Raw genomic sequence first — 17,605 nt, forward strand, 5'->3', positions numbered from 1 at the left:
CTCAAACTTAGGTAATACTAATAAATAAGTTTGACTAGGCCACACATCGCCTTTATTTCCAACACCATCAAGGATGATCGAGTTGAAAACACCCCACACCGTGACAGCTCTTGCAGCTGCCCTCATCGTCGGCTCAGCAGCGGCAGCCCCCACCATTGCCTACGCAACCCCCGACCAGGCCCTTGAAGCCGCACCGGCTGCGTCCTCACCTGCAGAAGCAAACCAGCCCGTTAGCCTCGTCGAAGGCTCAGCTAACTGGAACTACGTCAACAGCTGGCGCAGCTATCTCGGGCCAGGCGCTGAAACCCACCTCGAAGGAAACCGCATACTTCCCGGTACCAAGGACCTCGAATGGCAGGCGGCCCCCGGCCAAACCTTCGACCCGGCCAACCCCGGCAAACTGCACTTCACCGGCCACGTCCACTGGAGCAAATACAACGGCTACCTTGACGTCCACTTCAAAAACCCCACCATTGACTTCGCCAACAAGCAGCTGCTTGTCGATGCAACCACCGCCAACACTATGGCAGGCACCGGGCCGGCCCAGGCAACCCAGGAAGCCATTGCCGACCTGCCCGACCTCACCTGGGAAATCCGCGGTAACACCCTGCTGGTCTACTCGCACGCACCCGTGATTGCCGAGCTGTCAGAACGAATCGTCGGTTTCTATAAGGGGGATAAGGGAGCGCCTATCCTTGCTACCTTCGAGCTAGCCGGGGGTGATCCAACCGCAGCTGACCGTCCCCTGCCTATCTTCTGGAAGATTTTCCCCGACCTCTATGAGGACCCCTTCTTCCGCCCGCCCCTCACTGATCCTGACGAAGCGGTCTTCGAAGTCAACGTGCCTGATCCGGCCCTGCGCAAGTGCATCTTCACCACCTTGGGAATTCCCGAAGATACCGCAATTGTCAATAAGGTTCTGCAGCAGATCCAGACCCTGCCCTGCATTGGATACAGCACTCCAGCTGACGAAAAAATTACTGACCTCACCGGCCTTGAGCACGCCCGCAACCTCAGCTGGCTGCGTATTCCTTACCAGGCGGTCAGCGACCTCAGCCCCTTGGCTGGCCTGACCAAGCTGCATAGTATCGACGTCTCCCACAACCAGGTAAAAGACCTCACCCCCCTGGCCCAGGTTCCTTCCCTAGGTAGCCTTACTGCTGAAAACAACAAGATTCGCAGCCTTGAACCCTTAGCTGGCCTCGAAGAACTTACCGTCGTCAAGGTCAACAACAATCGCCTCACCCACCTCACCGGCCTGCCTTATCGGGTCAAGACTGTCCAGGCCGATAACAATAGGGTGGCTGACCTGAGCTGGGTGAGCTTCAAAAATACCCCCTACCTCATTGACATCTCCCTCCGCCATAACCGGCTGACCGGGGTCCAGACTCTCCCTGAAATTGAAAAGATTCAGCGGGTTGATTTGCGCAATAACTTTATCTCTGACCCCTGTGCTCTTGCGGTGTGGGCGGATAACTCAGATTTGCTGAGCTTGAAATTGCAGTACAACTCCTTTGAGGATTGGAGCTGCCTCTCTGGTATCAGCCGGACTGACGTTGCTGACCCCGCCTGGGGTGAAGTCAACGAGACAAACCCTGAGAAACTAGAAGACCTGCTGGCCCGGGATGCCGAAGAGGACGCCGCTGAAGCAGCACTTGAGCCTACTCCTGAACCTACTCCCGAGCCGACCCCTGAACCTACTCCTGAGCCGACTCCTGAGCCGACTCCTGAGCCGACTCCTGAGCCCACGCCTGAACCTACTCCTGAGCCGACTCCGGCTCCTACCCCCGAGCCGACCCCTGAGCCCACGCCTGAGCCGACCCCTGAGCCCACGCCTGAGCCGACACCTGAGCCCACGCCTGAGCCGACACCTGAGCCCACGCCTGAGCCGACACCTGAGCCCACGCCTGAGCCGACACCTGAGCCGACACCTGAGCCCACGCCTGAGCCCACGCCTGAGCCGACACCTGAGCCCACTCCCGAGCCGACTCCCGAGCCCACTCCGGAACCTACTCCGGAACCTACTCCTGAGCCGACACCGGAGCCCACTCCCGAGCCCACTCCCGAACCTACCCAGGAGGTAACACCAGAGACCGCACCCGAACCAACCGCTGAACCAACCGATCAAGCTGCCACCGACGTCCACAAGACTGATACCCTCATCAAGGCCGATGTAGTCAGCCCTGAGGGGGCAGCCCCTGATCTAACGGCTCCGAAGAATGAAGAAAACACCGGAAATCTTCAGACGCCTTTCATCAAGCCTTCACCTTCAACCGATACAGTTTCAACTATGAATACACATAAAACCTATGGCGGCCCTTCCCAAAATCTTGCCGCAACTGGTCTTGCTAAAGACATCGTCGTCAATAGCTTCGCAGCTTTTGGCCTGCTGGCTTCTGGACTTGCAATGGTTGCAGCCCAGCGCATCGGTCTGAACCGCAAGTAAACTCTAACTCCCAAGAACGGCCCCGCCCCGCTAACCAACCGTGAGATTGGTAAGCGGGGCGGGGTCGTCCTGGCCTATTCAAGACCGTTAGAAGAGGCGGCCTTCCTCGGCAGCACTGGGGGCTTCAAGGGTGAGCAGGAATTGCTTGCGCTCCAGCCCACCGGCGTAACCAGTAAGTTTCCCATCTGCAGAAAGAACCCTGTGACAGGGAATGAAAATTGACAGTTTATTGTGGCCTACGGCCTGGCCAACAGCCTGGGCGGGGGCACCTGGGCCCACAATCTTTGAGATCGCCCCGTAGGTGGTGGTGTATCCGTAGGGAATATCCAGGAGGGCTTCCCACACGGCCAGCTGAAAATCAGTGCCGTCAGGCTTGAGTGGCACCTCAAATTCCTGGCGGCTCCCCTCAAAATATTCAAGGAGTTGGGCTGCTGCGTCCGTCAGAACATCGCAGTCGCTGATCTCAACCCGGTGGCCCAGCACTTCAGTCTTCGGGGCGTGGGCCTGGCCGAGAAACCAGGCGCCGGTGAGGGAGGTGCCGTCCGAAGCTAAAATCATCTCCCCCAAAGGGGTTGTGGTGTGGGCGTGGTAGGTCATGTCACAAGCCTATCTCATCGGCAGTTGGTGACAAGAAAGGCCCTCCCTTCACCCCAAAGTGAAGAGAGGGCCAATCAAGCGGTTCAGTAGCCAGTAATAGAAGGAGGCTAGGGGTTAGTCCTGCTCGACGTCTTCATCGACCCAGTCCAGGGTCTTAGAGACGGCCTTCTTCCACAGACGGTACTGGCGCTCGACTTCGTCCTTGTCCATGGCAGGCTCCCAGCGCTTGTCCTCGGCCCAGTTGTCGATGACGTCCTGCTCGCCCTCCCAGAAGCCGACGGCGATACCGGCGGCGTAGGCGGCACCCAGGGCAGTGGTTTCAATGACCTTGGGGCGGATGACGGGTACACCCAGCAGGTCGGCCTGGAACTGCATGAGGAACTCGTTGGCGGTCATACCGCCATCGACGCGCAGTTCTTCCAGGGAGACCTTGGTGCCTGCTGCTTCGGCGTCGGCATTCATGGCGTCTAGAACTTCGCGGGTCTGGAAGGCGGTTGCTTCAAGGGCTGCGCGGACGATGTGGGCGCGGTTGACGTAGCGGGTCAGACCAACGATGACGCCGCGGGCGTCTGAGCGCCAGTGGGGGGCGAAGAGGCCGGAGAAGGCCGGGACGACGTAGCAGCCGCCGGAGTTTTCAACGCTGGTGGCCAGTTCTTCTGATTCGGCGGCGTTGTCAATCATCTTGAGGTTGTCGCGCAGCCACTGGATCAGGGAGCCGGAGACGGCGACAGAGCCTTCGAGGGCATAGACGGGATCGGCGTCGCCCAGCTTGTAGGCCACGGTGGTGAGCAGACCGTTTTCTGAAATGACGGGCTCGTTACCGGTGTTCATGAGCATGAAGTTACCGGTGCCGTAGGTGTTCTTGGCCATGCCCTTTTCGAAGCAGGCCTGGCCGAAGGTGGCTGCCTGCTGGTCGCCCAGGATACCGGCAATGGGGGTGCCGTTGAGCAGGCCCTTGGAGCGGCCGTAACCGTAGATTTCGGAGGAGGACTTGATTTCGGGCAGCATGCTCATGGGGATCCCCATGTCAGCGGCAATTGATTCGTCCCACTGCAGGGTCTTGATGTTCATCAGCAGGGTGCGAGAAGCGTTGGTGACGTCGGTGACGTGGACGCCGCCTTCAACGCCGCCGGTCAGGTTCCAGAGCACCCAGGTGTCGGTGTTGCCGAAGAGCAAATCGCCTGCTTCTGCCTTTTCGCGGGCACCTTCGACGTTGTCCAGAATCCACTTGACCTTGGGGCCTGAGAAGTAGGTGGCCAGGTTGAGGCCGACGATGTCGTGGTACTTACCGGGGCCGTCCTCGCCAGCTAGTTCATCACAGATTTTCTGGGTGCGGGTGTCCTGCCAGACGATCGCGTTGTAGACGGGCTTACCGGTGTTCTTATCCCAGACAACGGCGGTTTCACGCTGGTTGGTAATGCCAACGGCAGCGATTTCGTGGTGGTTGACCTCGGCCTTGGTGAGGGCTTCACCCACGGACTTACGCACGTTCTCCCAGATTTCCATGGGGTCGTGCTCAACCCAGCCGGCCTTGGGGAAAATCTGCTCGTGTTCGTGCTGGCCGACGCTCTTGATTTCACCGGTCTTGGTGAAGAGGATGGCGCGGGAGCTGGTGGTGCCCTGGTCGATGGACAGGACGTACTTCTTGCGCTCGGGGAGCTGTGACATGGTTTTTCTCTTTTCGGGTATGCACCGTCGTCGGTGCGGGGAGGGTTGTTTTTAGTGTAGGGGGGCGGACGCCGGTGTTCGGCTTAGCCCAGCAGGGCCGGGACGAGGAGGGCAGCTGCTGCTGCACCGATGAGGGGGCCGACAACGGGAACCCAGGCGTAGGCCCAGTCGGAAGAACCCTTGCCCTTGATGGGCATGAGGGCGTGGGCGATACGGGGAGCCAGATCGCGGGCGGGGTTGATAGCGTAGCCGGTGGGGGTACCCAGGGAGAGGCCGATAGCTACCACGATGAAGGCAACAGCCAGGGGGCCAAGACCCGAGGGGGTGCTGCCGGAGGCCAGGACGAAGCCCACCAGAACGAAAGCGCCGAAGGCCTCGGTTAGGGTGTTCCAACCGTAGGAGCGAATAGCGGGGCCGGTGGAGAAGATACCCTTGGTGGTTCCGGGCTCTGCCTCGTCAAAGTGCTTCTTGTAGACCAGGTAGGCACCCCAGGCGCCGAGGAAGGCACCGATCATCTGGGCTGCGACGTAGACGAAGAAGTTACCGATACCGGGTGCAATTCCGGGGGCAAAATCGTTACCGGCCACCAGCAGACCCAGGGTGACGGCGGGGTTGAGGTGGGCGCCAGAGGGGGCAGACATGTAGACAGCTGCGAAAACCGCGAAGCCCCAGCCGAAGGCGATGGTGAGCCAGTCGGTGTTTTTTGCCGCTGACTTGGGCAGGGTCACTGCGGCGCAGACACCTGCGCCGAGCAGGATCAGAATGGCTGTGCCGATGACCTCGGATACGAAGGCCCCCAGAACGGTGGCGTTTCCTTCGGCAGTGGTGAGGGCACTGGCCTGAAGCACAACGTCAGTGCTAGCTACCAGGAGTGAGCTCATCATTGACCTCTTTTCTTATAAATACCACTGATAAATCAGAGGTGTGACTATAGGGGTGGGTGACAAAAATGTGTGGGGTGGGGGCAGTCGATACCTGCCCCCACGGTACCGGGCTAAGCCCGGGCCGGAAATTTAGTGGTTAGCGGTGATGACAGGACGGCGGGGGGCGACGTGGGTTGCCCCCAGAACCTCAGCGGCGGCGTCCGCGTCCTCGGTATGGGTCTGTGCTGCGGCGATAGCCTCAACCCGCTCGGCGTAAATCGCCTTTTCGCGGGCTACGGTGGCTTCGTCCCAGCCAAGTTCAGCGGCCATAATCTCAAGGATTTCGTCGGCAGCTGACAGGCCGCGGTCGGTAGCCTCAAGGTCCAGGCGGACGCGGCGCACCAGTACGTCCTCCAGGTGCAGGGCACCTTCGGCCCGCACCGCCATGACCACATCGGCCCGCAGGAACTGGGGGGCCTGGGTCAGGGGGGTACCCAGGGCGGGGTCTTCCTGAATCAGGGAGATCACATCGGCCAGCTCAGCGCCGTAGCGCTCCAGCAGGTGCTCCACGCGGGCAGTATCCCAACCGTTCTCAGCAGCCAGCGCATCGGCCCGGGCAGCTAAAGCCTCAAAACCTTCGGCCCCGACCAGCTTGATGTTCTCGGTAACAGAAGGCAGATTCTTGGCGCGGGCACCTAAGGCGAAGTCCACGGCGTCCTCGGCCATAACCCGGTAGGTGGTCAGCTTACCACCGGCAATAGCGCTCATGCCCGGGGCGATCTCCATGACGGTGTGCTCACGGGAGACCTTGGTGGAGGCGGCGTTCTCGCCCTTCTTAGCGACCGGCTGCAGCAGGGGACGCAGACCAGCGTAGGAGCTAATAATATCGGCCTCGGTCAGCTCATCGGCAATCAACTTATTAGCCTGGTCGAGCACATAGCGGATATCTGCCTTGGTGGCGACGGGGCGCTCGCGGTCCTCGGTGTAGGGGGTGTCGGTGGTGCCGATAATCCAGTAGCGCTGCCAGGGGATGATGAAGAGGACGGACTTTTCGGTCTTGGTAAAGATACCGCTGGTGGCCTTGATACGGTCGCGGGGCACGGTGATGTGCACGCCCTTGGAGGCCAAGACTTTGAGGCCGTGGTCTGAGGTTGCCATGGACTCTGATTCTTCGGTCCACACGCCGGTGGCGTTGATGATGTGGGTGGCCTTGACGGTCTTCTCGTCGCCGGTCTCCAGGTCGACAATCTGGGCGCCGGTAACCCGCCCGGCGGCGTCCTTGTTAATGGCGGTGACCTGGGTGCGAGAAGCTGCCAGGGCCCCGTAGCCTGCGGCGGTGCGAACGATGTCAATGACCAGGCGGGCGTCATCTACGCGGGCATCGTAGAACTGGATAGCGCCGGTGAAGGCGGAGTCCTTGATACCGGGGAAGACCTTTTTGGTGCCTTCCTTGGTGAAGTGGCGCTGGGCGGGGACGGTGCGGTGGCCGCCTGCCCCGGCGAAGGCCATGGTGTCGTACATACCGATACCCACAGCTGAGTAGGCGCGTTCGATAACGGGCATCTTGAGGGGCCAGAGGAAGGGCTGGGCCTTGACCAGGTGGGGGGCGGTGCGCTCAAGGAGCAGGCCGCGTTCCTTGAGGGCTTCGGCTACCAGCTTGAAGTCGAGGTTGTAGAGGTAGCGCAGGCCGCCGTGGACGAGCTTGGAGGACCAGGCGCTGGTGCCCGCTGCCCAGTCGCCTGCCTCAACGATGGCGGTGCGCAGGCCGCGGGTGGCGGCGTCCAGGGCAATACCTGCGCCGGTTACGCCGCCGCCGATGATGAGGACGTCTACGCCCGCTTCGTCGGTCATGGCGGCTAGGGCCTGGGTGCGGGTTTCTGCTGAGAGGTGGGACTGGGTGGTGAAGGTGGCAGTCATGGGGATCTTCCTTGCGACGGGGTGCCTGTTATTGTCTTTGACACTATTTCAACCACTGGGTGTAGGTTAGGCCAGCTGGGTGAACGAACTTTCATCTATGATGGAGAAATGGTGAACAAAAGTCAGAATCAGGTGGTTGAAGCAGCCCACCTTTACTACGGGGAGCATCAAACCATGGCTGCCATTGCCAGCCGCTTGGGGGTGTCTCGGCCAACGGTATCCCGCCTGCTCAAAACGGCTCGTGAAACCGGGGTTGTAACTATTCAAATTCATGAACGCGCCTACCGCTCCGACCCCCTTGAAAAACGTCTTTCTGACATGTACCGGGTGAGGGCTACGGTCGTGAGGGCCCCCGGTCATGCAACTGAGCAGGCCCGGATGCGCCGGGTGGCAATAGCTACAGCGAACCTGGTGGATTCTCTGATGGTGCCCGGCACTACTCTGGGGGTTGCCTGGGGTTCTACGGTCACCGAGGTTGCCCAGTTCCTCCCCAAACGTCCTTTGACCGGTGTCACGGTGGTTCAGCTCAACGGGGCGGGCAATGCGGTGCATACGGGCATTCCCTATTCGGGTGCGATTTTGGGGCAGGTGTCAGCTGCCTACGGGGCTCAGATGGTTCATTTTCCGGTGCCTGCCTTTTTTGATTTTGCCGATACTAAGGCTGCTATGTGGCGGGAGCGGGCTGTCCGCGGTGTGCTGGCGGTGCAGCGGCAGGTTGATGTCGCCCTCTTTGGTGTGGGTGCTTTTGGTGGTGAGCTGAAATCTCATGTCTATAGCGGTGGCTATTTTGATGGTGAGCAGATGCGGCAGCTACAGACTGAGGGGATTGTGGGGGATTTGTGTACCGTCATGATTCGGGAGGACGGCACCTGGGCTGATTTGGCGGTCAACCAGCGGGCCACCGGTCCCACCCCGGCTGAGCTGGTGAAGATAGGACGACGGGTGTGCGCGGCTGCTGGCCGCCACCGCGCAGTTGCCCTGCGGGCCGCCCTAGCCACCGGCGCAATCACCGACCTGGTGGTAGAGGCAGACCTGGCGGAGAGGCTTTTGTAAGGATCGATTCAGCACCTGGTAGATAATGGCTAGCGGCTAGGAGAATTTCTCGCCCCACTGCTCCATATAATCAATTACTTTCGGAGGATTGCTGGAGAGCTGACTCCAGTTAAGTATCCCTTGCTTTTGCAAATAGCCTACAAGGACAATGTAATTCACATTGAGTGCTTCAGCTTCTTTTTTAGCCCAAGCGTAGTTTGCCTTACGAGGGTTTGCCGGCGTAGGTATCGTGCAATTGCCGAAGATTAGTTCTACAGCAAGCTTGTCCGCTGCTTGTTCTAGATGCTCAATAAGTTCAGCCGATGATTCTTCACCGTGCAAGATAGCTGGCGCTTCAGCAGAGATATCGCCATTGAGGATATGGCTAATCTCGTGCATGAGCGTGAAGAGAACTTTATCGAGCCTCTGGCCATGCCCTGAAAGCCCAATGACGGGGGTTTCACTGATCTGGAAGCTTACCCCGCTCATTTTTGTGCCTGGTAAGAAATCGGAGTAGATAAGGCAGACCCCGGCCTGGCGTAATAAATCTGGTAGATCCACAAATCCCTGGGGGTTAGCTGTATATGCAGGAATCTCAGCTGCAATAGTGCGCAAAGAGTCTGCATTGAAAGTGGGTAAGGTATCGACCTGGCTCAGTGCCTTATCCATAACGCTATGAATCCACCGCTGTTGTTGTTCGGTAAATCCGTCAGTAGGGGATTGCTTGCGTGCCGCAAGAGCTACGTCACTTTTCAGAATGCCCGCAAAAGCTTCAGCTTCTTGGGGAGTGATGAAGTGCTCCGGTGTTACATCCACGAATTCTTTGCCTGCTTCAGCTTCTGGTTCTGAAGAAGGGGCGCTTTTTACTTCAACCGTAATCCAGTCTTCACCATATTCTTGGAAACGTCCTTCATCGAGAGTGACTTCGAAGTGGACGAGAGCCTGTACCGCGTGGGCGTATGACAGAGCGGTGGAGAGTGTCGGGCTTGAGTCCATAGACTCAAATTTGGAAATCGCTTGTTGGGATACGCCCAGCTTATCTGCAACATCCTGTTGCGTCAGCCCAGCTTCTTTGCGGAGGCTGATGAGGCTAGCAACGAAATCTCGTTCTTGTCGAGCAAGATAGTTCGCCCGTTGACGAGAGGGAGTAAGCTGGCGCTTCCTACGCTGAGTAGTCATACGTGCCATATAGGTATCCTAACAGTCATACAACCAATTGGTTGTATTAAGTGGTTGGTTTCATATTTATTTGACGCCTGGTGAATCTGAGTCAAAGACGAGTTGTTCTATGAGATCAAGAGGGTGAAGAGAATTAAGAGGTTTCTTTTCAACTATTTTGAGGCCCCAGTGGGAAGACTGTCCCAATGAAAACCGTGTTACTGCCTGTTGAATATGCTGAGTCTGCAGGCGGGCAATCTCTTTGGCTGTTAGGTTATCTATCTGTTTGAAATGTACGTGGCTGGTAACAAGTAAGTTATCCACATCGCCTATTGATGGTTCAGCATGATATTGCCGGAATAACTTTGTGGCTGTACCAAAATCGTTGAATACTTGTCGTAACTCGTAGAAATCATGCCCCTGGTCTATTGCTTTGATAGGCTCTCCTGGGTCTTTTGGATCAAGGCGGCCAGCCGCTGCGTCGTCGTATAAAGCTTCAAGCTGCCCAAGTACCCTTTCTTGCGCGATGGTTGGAAGGGCCTTAAGCCACAAAACTAATTCTGTAACCCCTTCATGTGCAAGGTGCCAATAGGTGTGCCATTCTAAAAAAGCATCAGAAAGTGGTCTGCAGCAACGTGATTGTGCTGCCTTTTTATAATCTGCAGTTTTGGAATAGTGATACACAGCCCCAGAAGCTCCAATAAACGGGCCAGGTTTTGGTGTGGTCACGTGAATGCTCCTTTCGTCTAGATTTATCATACAACCTGGCAGATTGTGCTTATTGTTATGAAAACCTGGCAACTACTGAGCACGTGTAGTTTAGGGCAGGTAACTCCGATGTAGGGAGGACGCGCCTGCCCTGGCCTGGTCGGTTCTGTTGGGGGCTACCTCTAGAATTAAGTTTGGTAAGTCACTATGTAAGAGAGTTGTTCATGGTTCAGCAGATTGCTCCTGGTTCCCTGGTTCGTGTCCGTGACGAAAGCTGGCTTGTTACCCAGGTTTCATCACGAGGAGACCAGCGGCTTGTGCATGTTATTGGTTTGTCTGAGCTGGTGCGGGATACAGAAGCAACCTTCATTGATGATCCTGAGATTGACACAATTGAGGTTGAGGATCCCCGCCTGACCAAGGTGGTGGCTGACGATTCCTCCCGTTATAAGAGGTCACGTCTCTGGCTGGAAGCGACCCTGAGAAAAACCCAGGTGCCCTTGCCCTGTGGGGAACCGGTTATGGCCGACCAGATGATGCTGGATGCTTTGCCCTATCAGAAGGCTGCGGTACGTAAGGCACTTGACCCCCACAATATCCGTCCCCGAATTCTGCTGGCGGATGCGGTTGGGCTGGGTAAGACGCTGGAAATCGGCATGATTTTGAGTGAGCTCATCAGGCGTGGGCGGGGTGAACGGATTTTGGTCGTTGCCCCTGCTCACGTATTGGAACAGTTCCAGCATGAGCTTTGGACCAGATTTGCCCTGCCCCTAGTACGGCTTGATTCAGTTGGTATTCAGCGCATACGGCAGGAAGTTCCTTCAACAAAGAACCCCTTCTCGGTGATTAAGCGGGCTATTGTTTCTCTGGATACCTTAAAGAGCCAGAAGTACCTGAATCATCTGCGAAAGGTCCAGTGGGATGCGGTAGTGATTGACGAATCCCACAATCTGACGAACGCTGGTACGCAAAACAATCAATTGGCTCGTGTCCTGGCCCCTAACACTGACGCTTTGATTTTGGCCTCGGCTACGCCGCATAACGGTAGGGCGGAGTCGTTTGCTGAGCTGATTCGTCTGTTGGATCCGACAGCAGTTGACGCTCAGGGGAAGGTGCAGCCGGAGGCCTTGGATCGTTTGGTGATTAGGCGGCACCGTAATTCACCGGAGGTTGCCCAGTATGTAGGTAATGACTGGAAGACCCGAAAGGAGCCGGTGAATCGGCTGGTGCAGGCATCTGCGGCTGAGAACGCGATTGCTGAGGAGCTAGCTGAGGTGTGGTTGCATCCGGGCGACGGCCGGGAACCTGTGGCAAAAGACCGCTTATCTGCCTGGACTTTGGCAAAGGCGTTTTTGTCGTCGAATGCGGCTTTTAAGGAGAGTTTGAGGAACCGGGCAAATACCCTCGCTGCTGGGGTTGATGTCGTACCTGAGGATAGCCAGAAGGGCCGGGAACTGGCCGCTATTCGTCGTTTGCAGGGACTGGCTGAACGAGCTGAGGACGAGGGGTCGTCAAAGCTTGAGGCTCTGGTTGGGTACCTGAAAGAGATTGGAATCAGTTCTAAGTCCGCTACTCGGGTTGTTATCTTCTCTGAGCGTGTTGCCACCTTAGGCTGGCTTAAGTCGGAGCTCCAAAAGGCCCTGAAATTGAAGCCTGAGCAGGTGGACGTTCTGCATGGCGGTTTGGATGACCAGACCCAGCAGAATGTGATTGAGAGTTTTAAGATGAAGAACTCTCCTGTTCGGGTGTTAGTGACCGGCGATGTCGCTTCTGAGGGCGTGAACCTCCATGCCCAGTGTCATCACCTTGTTCATTTCGATATTCCGTGGTCGTTGATTCGTATTGAGCAGCGGAACGGCCGTATTGACCGTTATGGCCAGAAGGAGCACCCTGAAATTGTGACCCTTCTGCTGAACCCGACCCATGAGAAATTCCGCGGCGATATCCGGGTGTTGGGGCGTCTTATGGAGCGTGAACATGAGGCGCACGAGGCCTTGGGATCGGCAGCGTCTCTGATGGGGCAGTGGAGCGCCCACCGGGAGGAGCAGGAAATTATCAAGGTGCTGGAGGATCAGCAGACTGAGGCTGAAACTTTTGCTGAGGTGCAAGAGCTAGACGCTAATACTGCCTGGCTGACTGGCGGTAGCGACTTCGATGATTTCTTCGCAAGTTTCGATCTCGATGACGCTGAAGAAGCCCCCCAACCGGGTGGGAGCGAACCAGGACAGGCTGAGGATTATGTTGATGCTTCCCTGTACGAGTCGTCTCTGGATTTCTTGCGGGATGCGGTTGAAGAGATGGTTCCTGTGCCGTCTGATGCTGTGGAACGCGGTGGTTTTGAATGGGAAGAGTTCCCCTCAGCTGCCCAGCTGGAGATGGTTCCACCTGCTGATTTACGGAAGAGGTTGCGAGTCCTGCCTCAGACCTACCTGCAGGCCCGTCAGGTGATGGAGAAACTGGTTTTGGCTACAACCCCTGAGCGGGGCCAGCAGTCTTTGATTGCGGCTCGGGAGGGGGAGAAGTCCCAGTCTAAGTTCAGCGGAGTGGCGGGCACCTGGCCTGAGGCCCATTACCTGTCGCCCCTGCACCCGGTTCTTGATTGGGCGAGCGACCGCGTCCTGAGTACTGTGGCCCGCCAGCAGATTCTTGCCGTCCGGGCGGATGTGGATGCCCCGACCATGTTGCTGCTGGGTACCTATATGAATAAGAACGGCCAGATTATGCAACGGTCTTTTTATGAGGCTACCTTTATGGGCTCCTCAGCCATGTGTTCGCCGGTGCTTGATATCCGGGCTTACCTGGACGGCATCGGTCTGACTGCTGAGTCAATGAATCCCGGCCCGGTGGAGCTACCGGGTGAGGACGAGCTGGCCCGCATGATGGGCGTTGCGGTTGACGTGGCCCAGGAGACGTTTGAGTCGATGCAAAAGCTTTCAGCTGATCAGGCTGCTACTAGGTTGAAGGATTTATGGAAGAGCCGGATTGATCAGTGGGCTGATCGCCAGGGGATGTTGCCTGGGGTTGCCCGGTCAGCTGCCTTGAAGTTGCAGGGCGTCCGGGTTGATGAGGAGCGGCAGCTGGCTGAGAAGCTGGAGCCGTCGCAGCATTTGATTCGGCCCTTGCTGTTGGTTTTCCCGCAGGGCGAGTAGTTTTTCTAGTTAGGTGAAGGTTAAGGGTTATGGCTATTTTTGATTCTCTGGTGGTTGGAGAAGACTGGATTTCTGAGCACTTTTTCAGGACGGACGCCAAACAGGAGTCCTTTGTGAAGCAAGTGATCGATCTTGAAAAGCAGTGGAAGCAGGACGACGAGGGGGGTGAGTCTTCCTGGTCGCGTTTTAAAGCTGCCCGTGGCAGGTTGGAGAGGTTGCTGTCTGCGGTTGAGTTTGATGAGACTCAGGTGGGTGCAGGTCAACTTCCGAGCGAGATGGCGGCTGTGTATGCCGACATTCGTTCGGCCCTTGGGTTTGGTGGGGCTTTGCTGGATAGAGCAACTGTGGAATCAGTTGCCCAGAAGGTGAGTTTTGAGCATGCTTGGGTGGCTCCTGAAGGGGAAACCCTGGTGCTGGAGGCCCACCCTGTCACTGGTGTGGATCAGCTGCTTGATTCTGAGGTTTCTAGGCTGGCCCATGAGGTTATTATTCATAAGGCTTCGGGGGACGTGACCCAGAGCTGGAGCGTCCAGTCGGCTCTGTCTTTTATATTCCGGGCAGAGGATGCGCCACGGTACGTGCTGGTGCTGGCTGGCCATTGGGTTCTTCTGGCTGAGCAGGAGCGCTGGGCTGAGGGACGTTATCTGGCGGTGAACCTGTACCTTGCCCTGCAGCGAAATGATCAGAAGTCTAAGGGCGAGTTGGCGCATGTGCTTGCCTGTTTGGGACGTCCTCAGCTGACGTTTGATGCCCAGCATAATATTTGGTGGGACGGGGTCCTGGAGGCCTCTGTAAAGCACACTGTTGGTGTTTCGTCTGAGCTGCGTGAGGGTATTCGTCTGTCGATTGAAATTTTGGCCAACGACGTGGTGGCCCGGCTTCGGGCTCAGGGGCGGGGGGCAGAGATTGAGCACCTGGATGCTCAGGATCTAGCTCGTCAGAGCTTGCGTTACCTGTACCGGATTCTCTTCTTGCTTTATGCTGAGGCTTCTCCCGAGATGCAGGTGGTCCCTGCCCATGATCCGATTTATGAGGAGGGCTATGGCCTGGACCGTTTGCGGGAGCTGATTTTGGTTGATCTGCATTCTCCGGAGGCTAAGCAGGGGACCCACCTTTACCAGTCGCTGGATTTGCTGTTTTCGAAGGTCAATCGCGGCTATAACCATACCTTTGCGAATGAAAATGAGGAGCCGCTTCTGCGGTTTGAGCCGCTTGAGGCTGACCTGTTTAGCCCTGCAGCTACGGCCCTGATTGATGAGACTAAGCTGTCCAACGAGGAGTTGCAAAAGGTTCTTGCTAACCTGCTGATGACCAAGGCGGGGAAGAATAAAGAACGTGGTTTTATTTCCTATGCTGACCTGGGTATCAACCAGCTGGGTGCGGTGTATGAGGGCCTGATGTCTTACACCGGTTTTATTGCCACTGAGCGCCTGTATGAGGTGGCGAAGGACGGCAAGGCTGAGGGCGGGTCCTGGGTGGTTAACCAGGAGAAGGCCGACGACCTGATTCAAGCAGGTTTTGAGAAGTCGTTTGTGACGAGGGATAACGAGGATACCGGCCTCCCCGAAAGGGTGGTGTACGAGCCAGGTACTTTTGTCTTCCGGCTTGCGGGCCGTGAACGGCAACAGAGTGCCTCCTACTACACCCCTGAAGTTCTGACCAAATTTGTGGTGTCGCAGGCGCTTGAAGAGTTGATTGATGATGAGACTCCGGCGGACGACTTGCTGAAGTTGAGTGTGTGCGAGCCTGCCCTGGGGTCGGGCGCCTTCGTCGTGGAGGCTACCCGACAGCTGGCTACCGAGTACCTGAAGCGGAAGCAGAAGGAGACCGGGCAGACGATTGAACCTGACCGGTATGCTGAGGAATACCAGAAGGTTAAGGCTCAGATTGCCTTGCACCAGGTGTATGGGGTTGACCTTAACGCAACAGCCGTTGAGTTAGCTGAGATTTCTCTTTGGCTGGATACCATGAACCCGGGGCTTCACGCCCCCTGGTTTGGCCTGCATCTGCGACGGGGCAACTCCCTGATTGGGGCCCGTCGGGCTGTGTATTCTGAGGCGGAGCTGGTGCGCAGGAATAAGCAGAAGCTGCCGAAGGTAGCCTACTGGAATGAGCATGAGCCGACTGCTGTTCCGGCCACCGGTTTAGCTGCTGCTATTGATGAGCATCAGGGCTTGAGCGTGACTGACCCTGCAACGGCCGGTAAGGTTTTCCAGTTTGTGTTGCCCTCTAATGGCTGGGCGGCAGTGGGGGAGTCTAAGGCCCTGAAGGATTCGAAGCTTGCCTTGGATGAGCAGAAGGCTCTGAAGTCCTGGGTGGCTAAGCTTCCTAAGCTGTTCAAGCAGGATGAGTATAATCAGCTGGTTGATTTGTCGGAGCGGGCTGAAGAGCTGTGGGGTATTACCCTGCAGCGGATGCGGGTTGCTGAGCGTGAGAGCTCCCGCCGGATTGATTATTTTGGGGCGCCGGAGGTTGCACATGAGAGCCGGGTTCATCGTCAGGCTATTGAGGCTAAGCTGGGTGAGACAGGTTCGGCCTACCGTCGTTTGCGCCGGGTCATGGACGCCTGGTGTGCCCTGTGGTTCTGGCCTGTGGACGCCGGTGAGACCACTCTAAGGGCCAGTCAGCAGGAGTTTGATGCCTACCGCCGGAAGGTGGAGGTTGAGGCTGGTCTTAAGCCTGATATGGGTGGTTATGACGCCGCCGGTTTGTTGAACGTGGTGCAGCAGGCCGACGGTAGTTATCTGAAGACTGTGAAGGTTTTGCCCCCGAGTTTTGATGAATGGATGGCTGCGTTGCGTGAGCTGATGGGGTCGACCCTGAGCAAGAAGGCTAGGCAGACTGAGCGGTTTACTGCGACGATTCCGTCTGACTGGGCTGAGCTTGATGCCTACGAGGACGAGGTGTTGTTGCTGAGCGGGGCCCAGCCAGTTGAGGCTGTGCTTGAGAGGTACCCCTGGCTGCAAGTGTGCGAGCAGATCGCTCAGGATCAGGGCTTCTTCCACTGGGAGCTTGATTTTGCGGCGGTATTTGCCCGTGGCGGTTTTGATTTGCAGGTGGGTAACCCGCCCTGGGTGCGCCCCCGGTGGGATGAGAACGCTATAATGGCGGAGCACCACCCCTGGTGGCAGCTGGCCAATAAGGCGACAAATGCCGATAAGAGCTCTTATGTCAACCAAGCCCGCCAAGACCCCACCCACACCCGCTTCTTCACAGACTCAGCCACGGGTATAGCAGCCACCTCAGAGTTCCTCTCCCACAAGGCAACCTACCCCCTACTAAACGGACTGCAACCTGACCTCTACCGGGCCTTCATGGTCAAAACCTGGCAAAACAACTCCGGTAGAGGAGTGGTATCCCTGATCCACCCCGAATCCCACTTCACCGAGAAGAAGGCCGCCCAGCTCCGATCAGCTGCCTATCACAGGCTAAGAAGACACTGGCACTTCGTTAATGAGCTCCAGCTCTTTGAAATTGATCACCATAACCCATTTGGAATCCATATCTACTCCGGAGTTCAAACTGATATCCGGTTTGATATGGCAGCTTCCCTCTACCACCCCGACACCGTCACCAAACTCACCGCCCACGGAACCTACGACTTCGTCCCAGCCCTCAAAGACGACAAGAACAATTGGGATACCCGCCCCCACCCAGAACGCATTGTCACCGTAGACCTGAACCTACTGGCTACCTGGGCTTCTATCCTGGATGAGCCGGGTACCCCGGCTGATCAGGCCCGAATGGTCTATGCGGTTAACAAGGGATCTTCTGAGGTGTTGAAGAAACTTTCGGTGGCCCCTCGTGTGCGTGAACTTGGTGTGCAGTATTCTGCTGGCTGGCACGAAACAGCAGACAGAAAACGGAACCTCTTCCAACCTGGCTCCAAGGTCAATGAGTCCTGGGCGGATGTCATCTTGCAGGGCCCCTTCTTCTCTGTGGCCAATCCTTTTGCCAAGCAGCCTAATGCTTCGATGAAGAATAACTTGGATTACACCGAGATTGACCTTGAAGCCCTCCCCGCAGACTTCATCCCCCGCACCTCCTACCAGCCTGTCGGCTCTACA

10 protein-coding genes are annotated in these 17,605 nt (G+C 57.1%); 4 read left to right on the plus strand and 6 right to left on the minus strand.

What is annotated here, in order from left to right; all coding sequences use genetic code 11:
* Positions 1–100: 100 nt before the first annotated feature.
* Positions 101–2,446, plus strand: a complete 2,346-nt coding sequence (locus ACMXX3_RS10930; RefSeq protein ID WP_421084740.1) for an HtaA domain-containing protein — start codon at positions 101–103, stop codon at positions 2,444–2,446.
* A gap of 87 nt (positions 2,447–2,533) precedes the next feature.
* Here the strand turns inward: ACMXX3_RS10930 and ACMXX3_RS10935 are convergent, their stop codons facing one another.
* The 4 genes from ACMXX3_RS10935 to ACMXX3_RS10950 form a co-directional block, all read right to left on the minus strand.
* The gene (locus ACMXX3_RS10935) at positions 2,534–3,043 is read right to left on the minus strand and encodes a methylated-DNA--[protein]-cysteine S-methyltransferase (protein ID WP_421084741.1); all 510 of its coding nucleotides are present in this window, start codon (positions 3,041–3,043) and stop codon (positions 2,534–2,536) included.
* A gap of 114 nt (positions 3,044–3,157) precedes the next feature.
* Positions 3,158–4,711 (minus strand): glycerol kinase GlpK, encoded by a 1,554-nt coding sequence (glpK, locus tag ACMXX3_RS10940; RefSeq protein ID WP_421084742.1) that lies wholly within the window; start codon positions 4,709–4,711, stop codon positions 3,158–3,160.
* Between the two features lie 83 nt (positions 4,712–4,794).
* Complete coding sequence (locus ACMXX3_RS10945; RefSeq protein WP_421084749.1) at positions 4,795–5,592, minus strand: MIP/aquaporin family protein; 798 nt, start codon at positions 5,590–5,592, stop codon at positions 4,795–4,797.
* A 132-nt stretch (positions 5,593–5,724) separates the two neighbouring features.
* Positions 5,725–7,491: an FAD-dependent oxidoreductase gene (locus tag ACMXX3_RS10950; protein ID WP_421084743.1), complete on the minus strand. Its 1,767-nt coding sequence runs from the start codon at positions 7,489–7,491 to the stop codon at positions 5,725–5,727.
* A 132-nt stretch (positions 7,492–7,623) separates the two neighbouring features.
* On the opposite strand from ACMXX3_RS10950, the gene ACMXX3_RS10955 reads away from it, so the two are divergent.
* Positions 7,624–8,544, plus strand: a complete 921-nt coding sequence (locus ACMXX3_RS10955) for a sugar-binding transcriptional regulator (protein WP_421084744.1) — start codon at positions 7,624–7,626, stop codon at positions 8,542–8,544.
* 36 nt (positions 8,545–8,580) lie between these two features.
* On the opposite strand, the gene ACMXX3_RS10960 is transcribed toward ACMXX3_RS10955, so the two are convergent.
* Entirely contained in the window at positions 8,581–9,711 is a 1,131-nt protein-coding gene (locus ACMXX3_RS10960; protein WP_421084745.1) for a helix-turn-helix transcriptional regulator, read from the minus strand.
* A 57-nt stretch (positions 9,712–9,768) separates the two neighbouring features.
* Positions 9,769–10,410, minus strand: coding sequence for a hypothetical protein (locus ACMXX3_RS10965; protein WP_421084746.1), 642 nt, complete (start codon positions 10,408–10,410; stop codon positions 9,769–9,771).
* 203 nt (positions 10,411–10,613) lie between these two features.
* On the opposite strand from ACMXX3_RS10965, the gene ACMXX3_RS10970 reads away from it, so the two are divergent.
* On the plus strand, positions 10,614–13,538 hold the full coding sequence (locus ACMXX3_RS10970; protein ID WP_421084747.1) for a helicase-related protein: 2,925 nt from the start codon (positions 10,614–10,616) through the stop codon (positions 13,536–13,538).
* A gap of 29 nt (positions 13,539–13,567) precedes the next feature.
* A partial coding sequence (locus ACMXX3_RS10975) for a DNA methyltransferase (protein WP_421084748.1) occupies positions 13,568–17,605 on the plus strand: 4,038 nt, incomplete at its 3' end.

The sequence above is a fragment of the Rothia nasimurium genome (assembly GCF_049068285.1).
Taxonomy (GTDB): Bacteria; Actinomycetota; Actinomycetes; order Actinomycetales; family Micrococcaceae; genus Rothia; species Rothia nasimurium_I.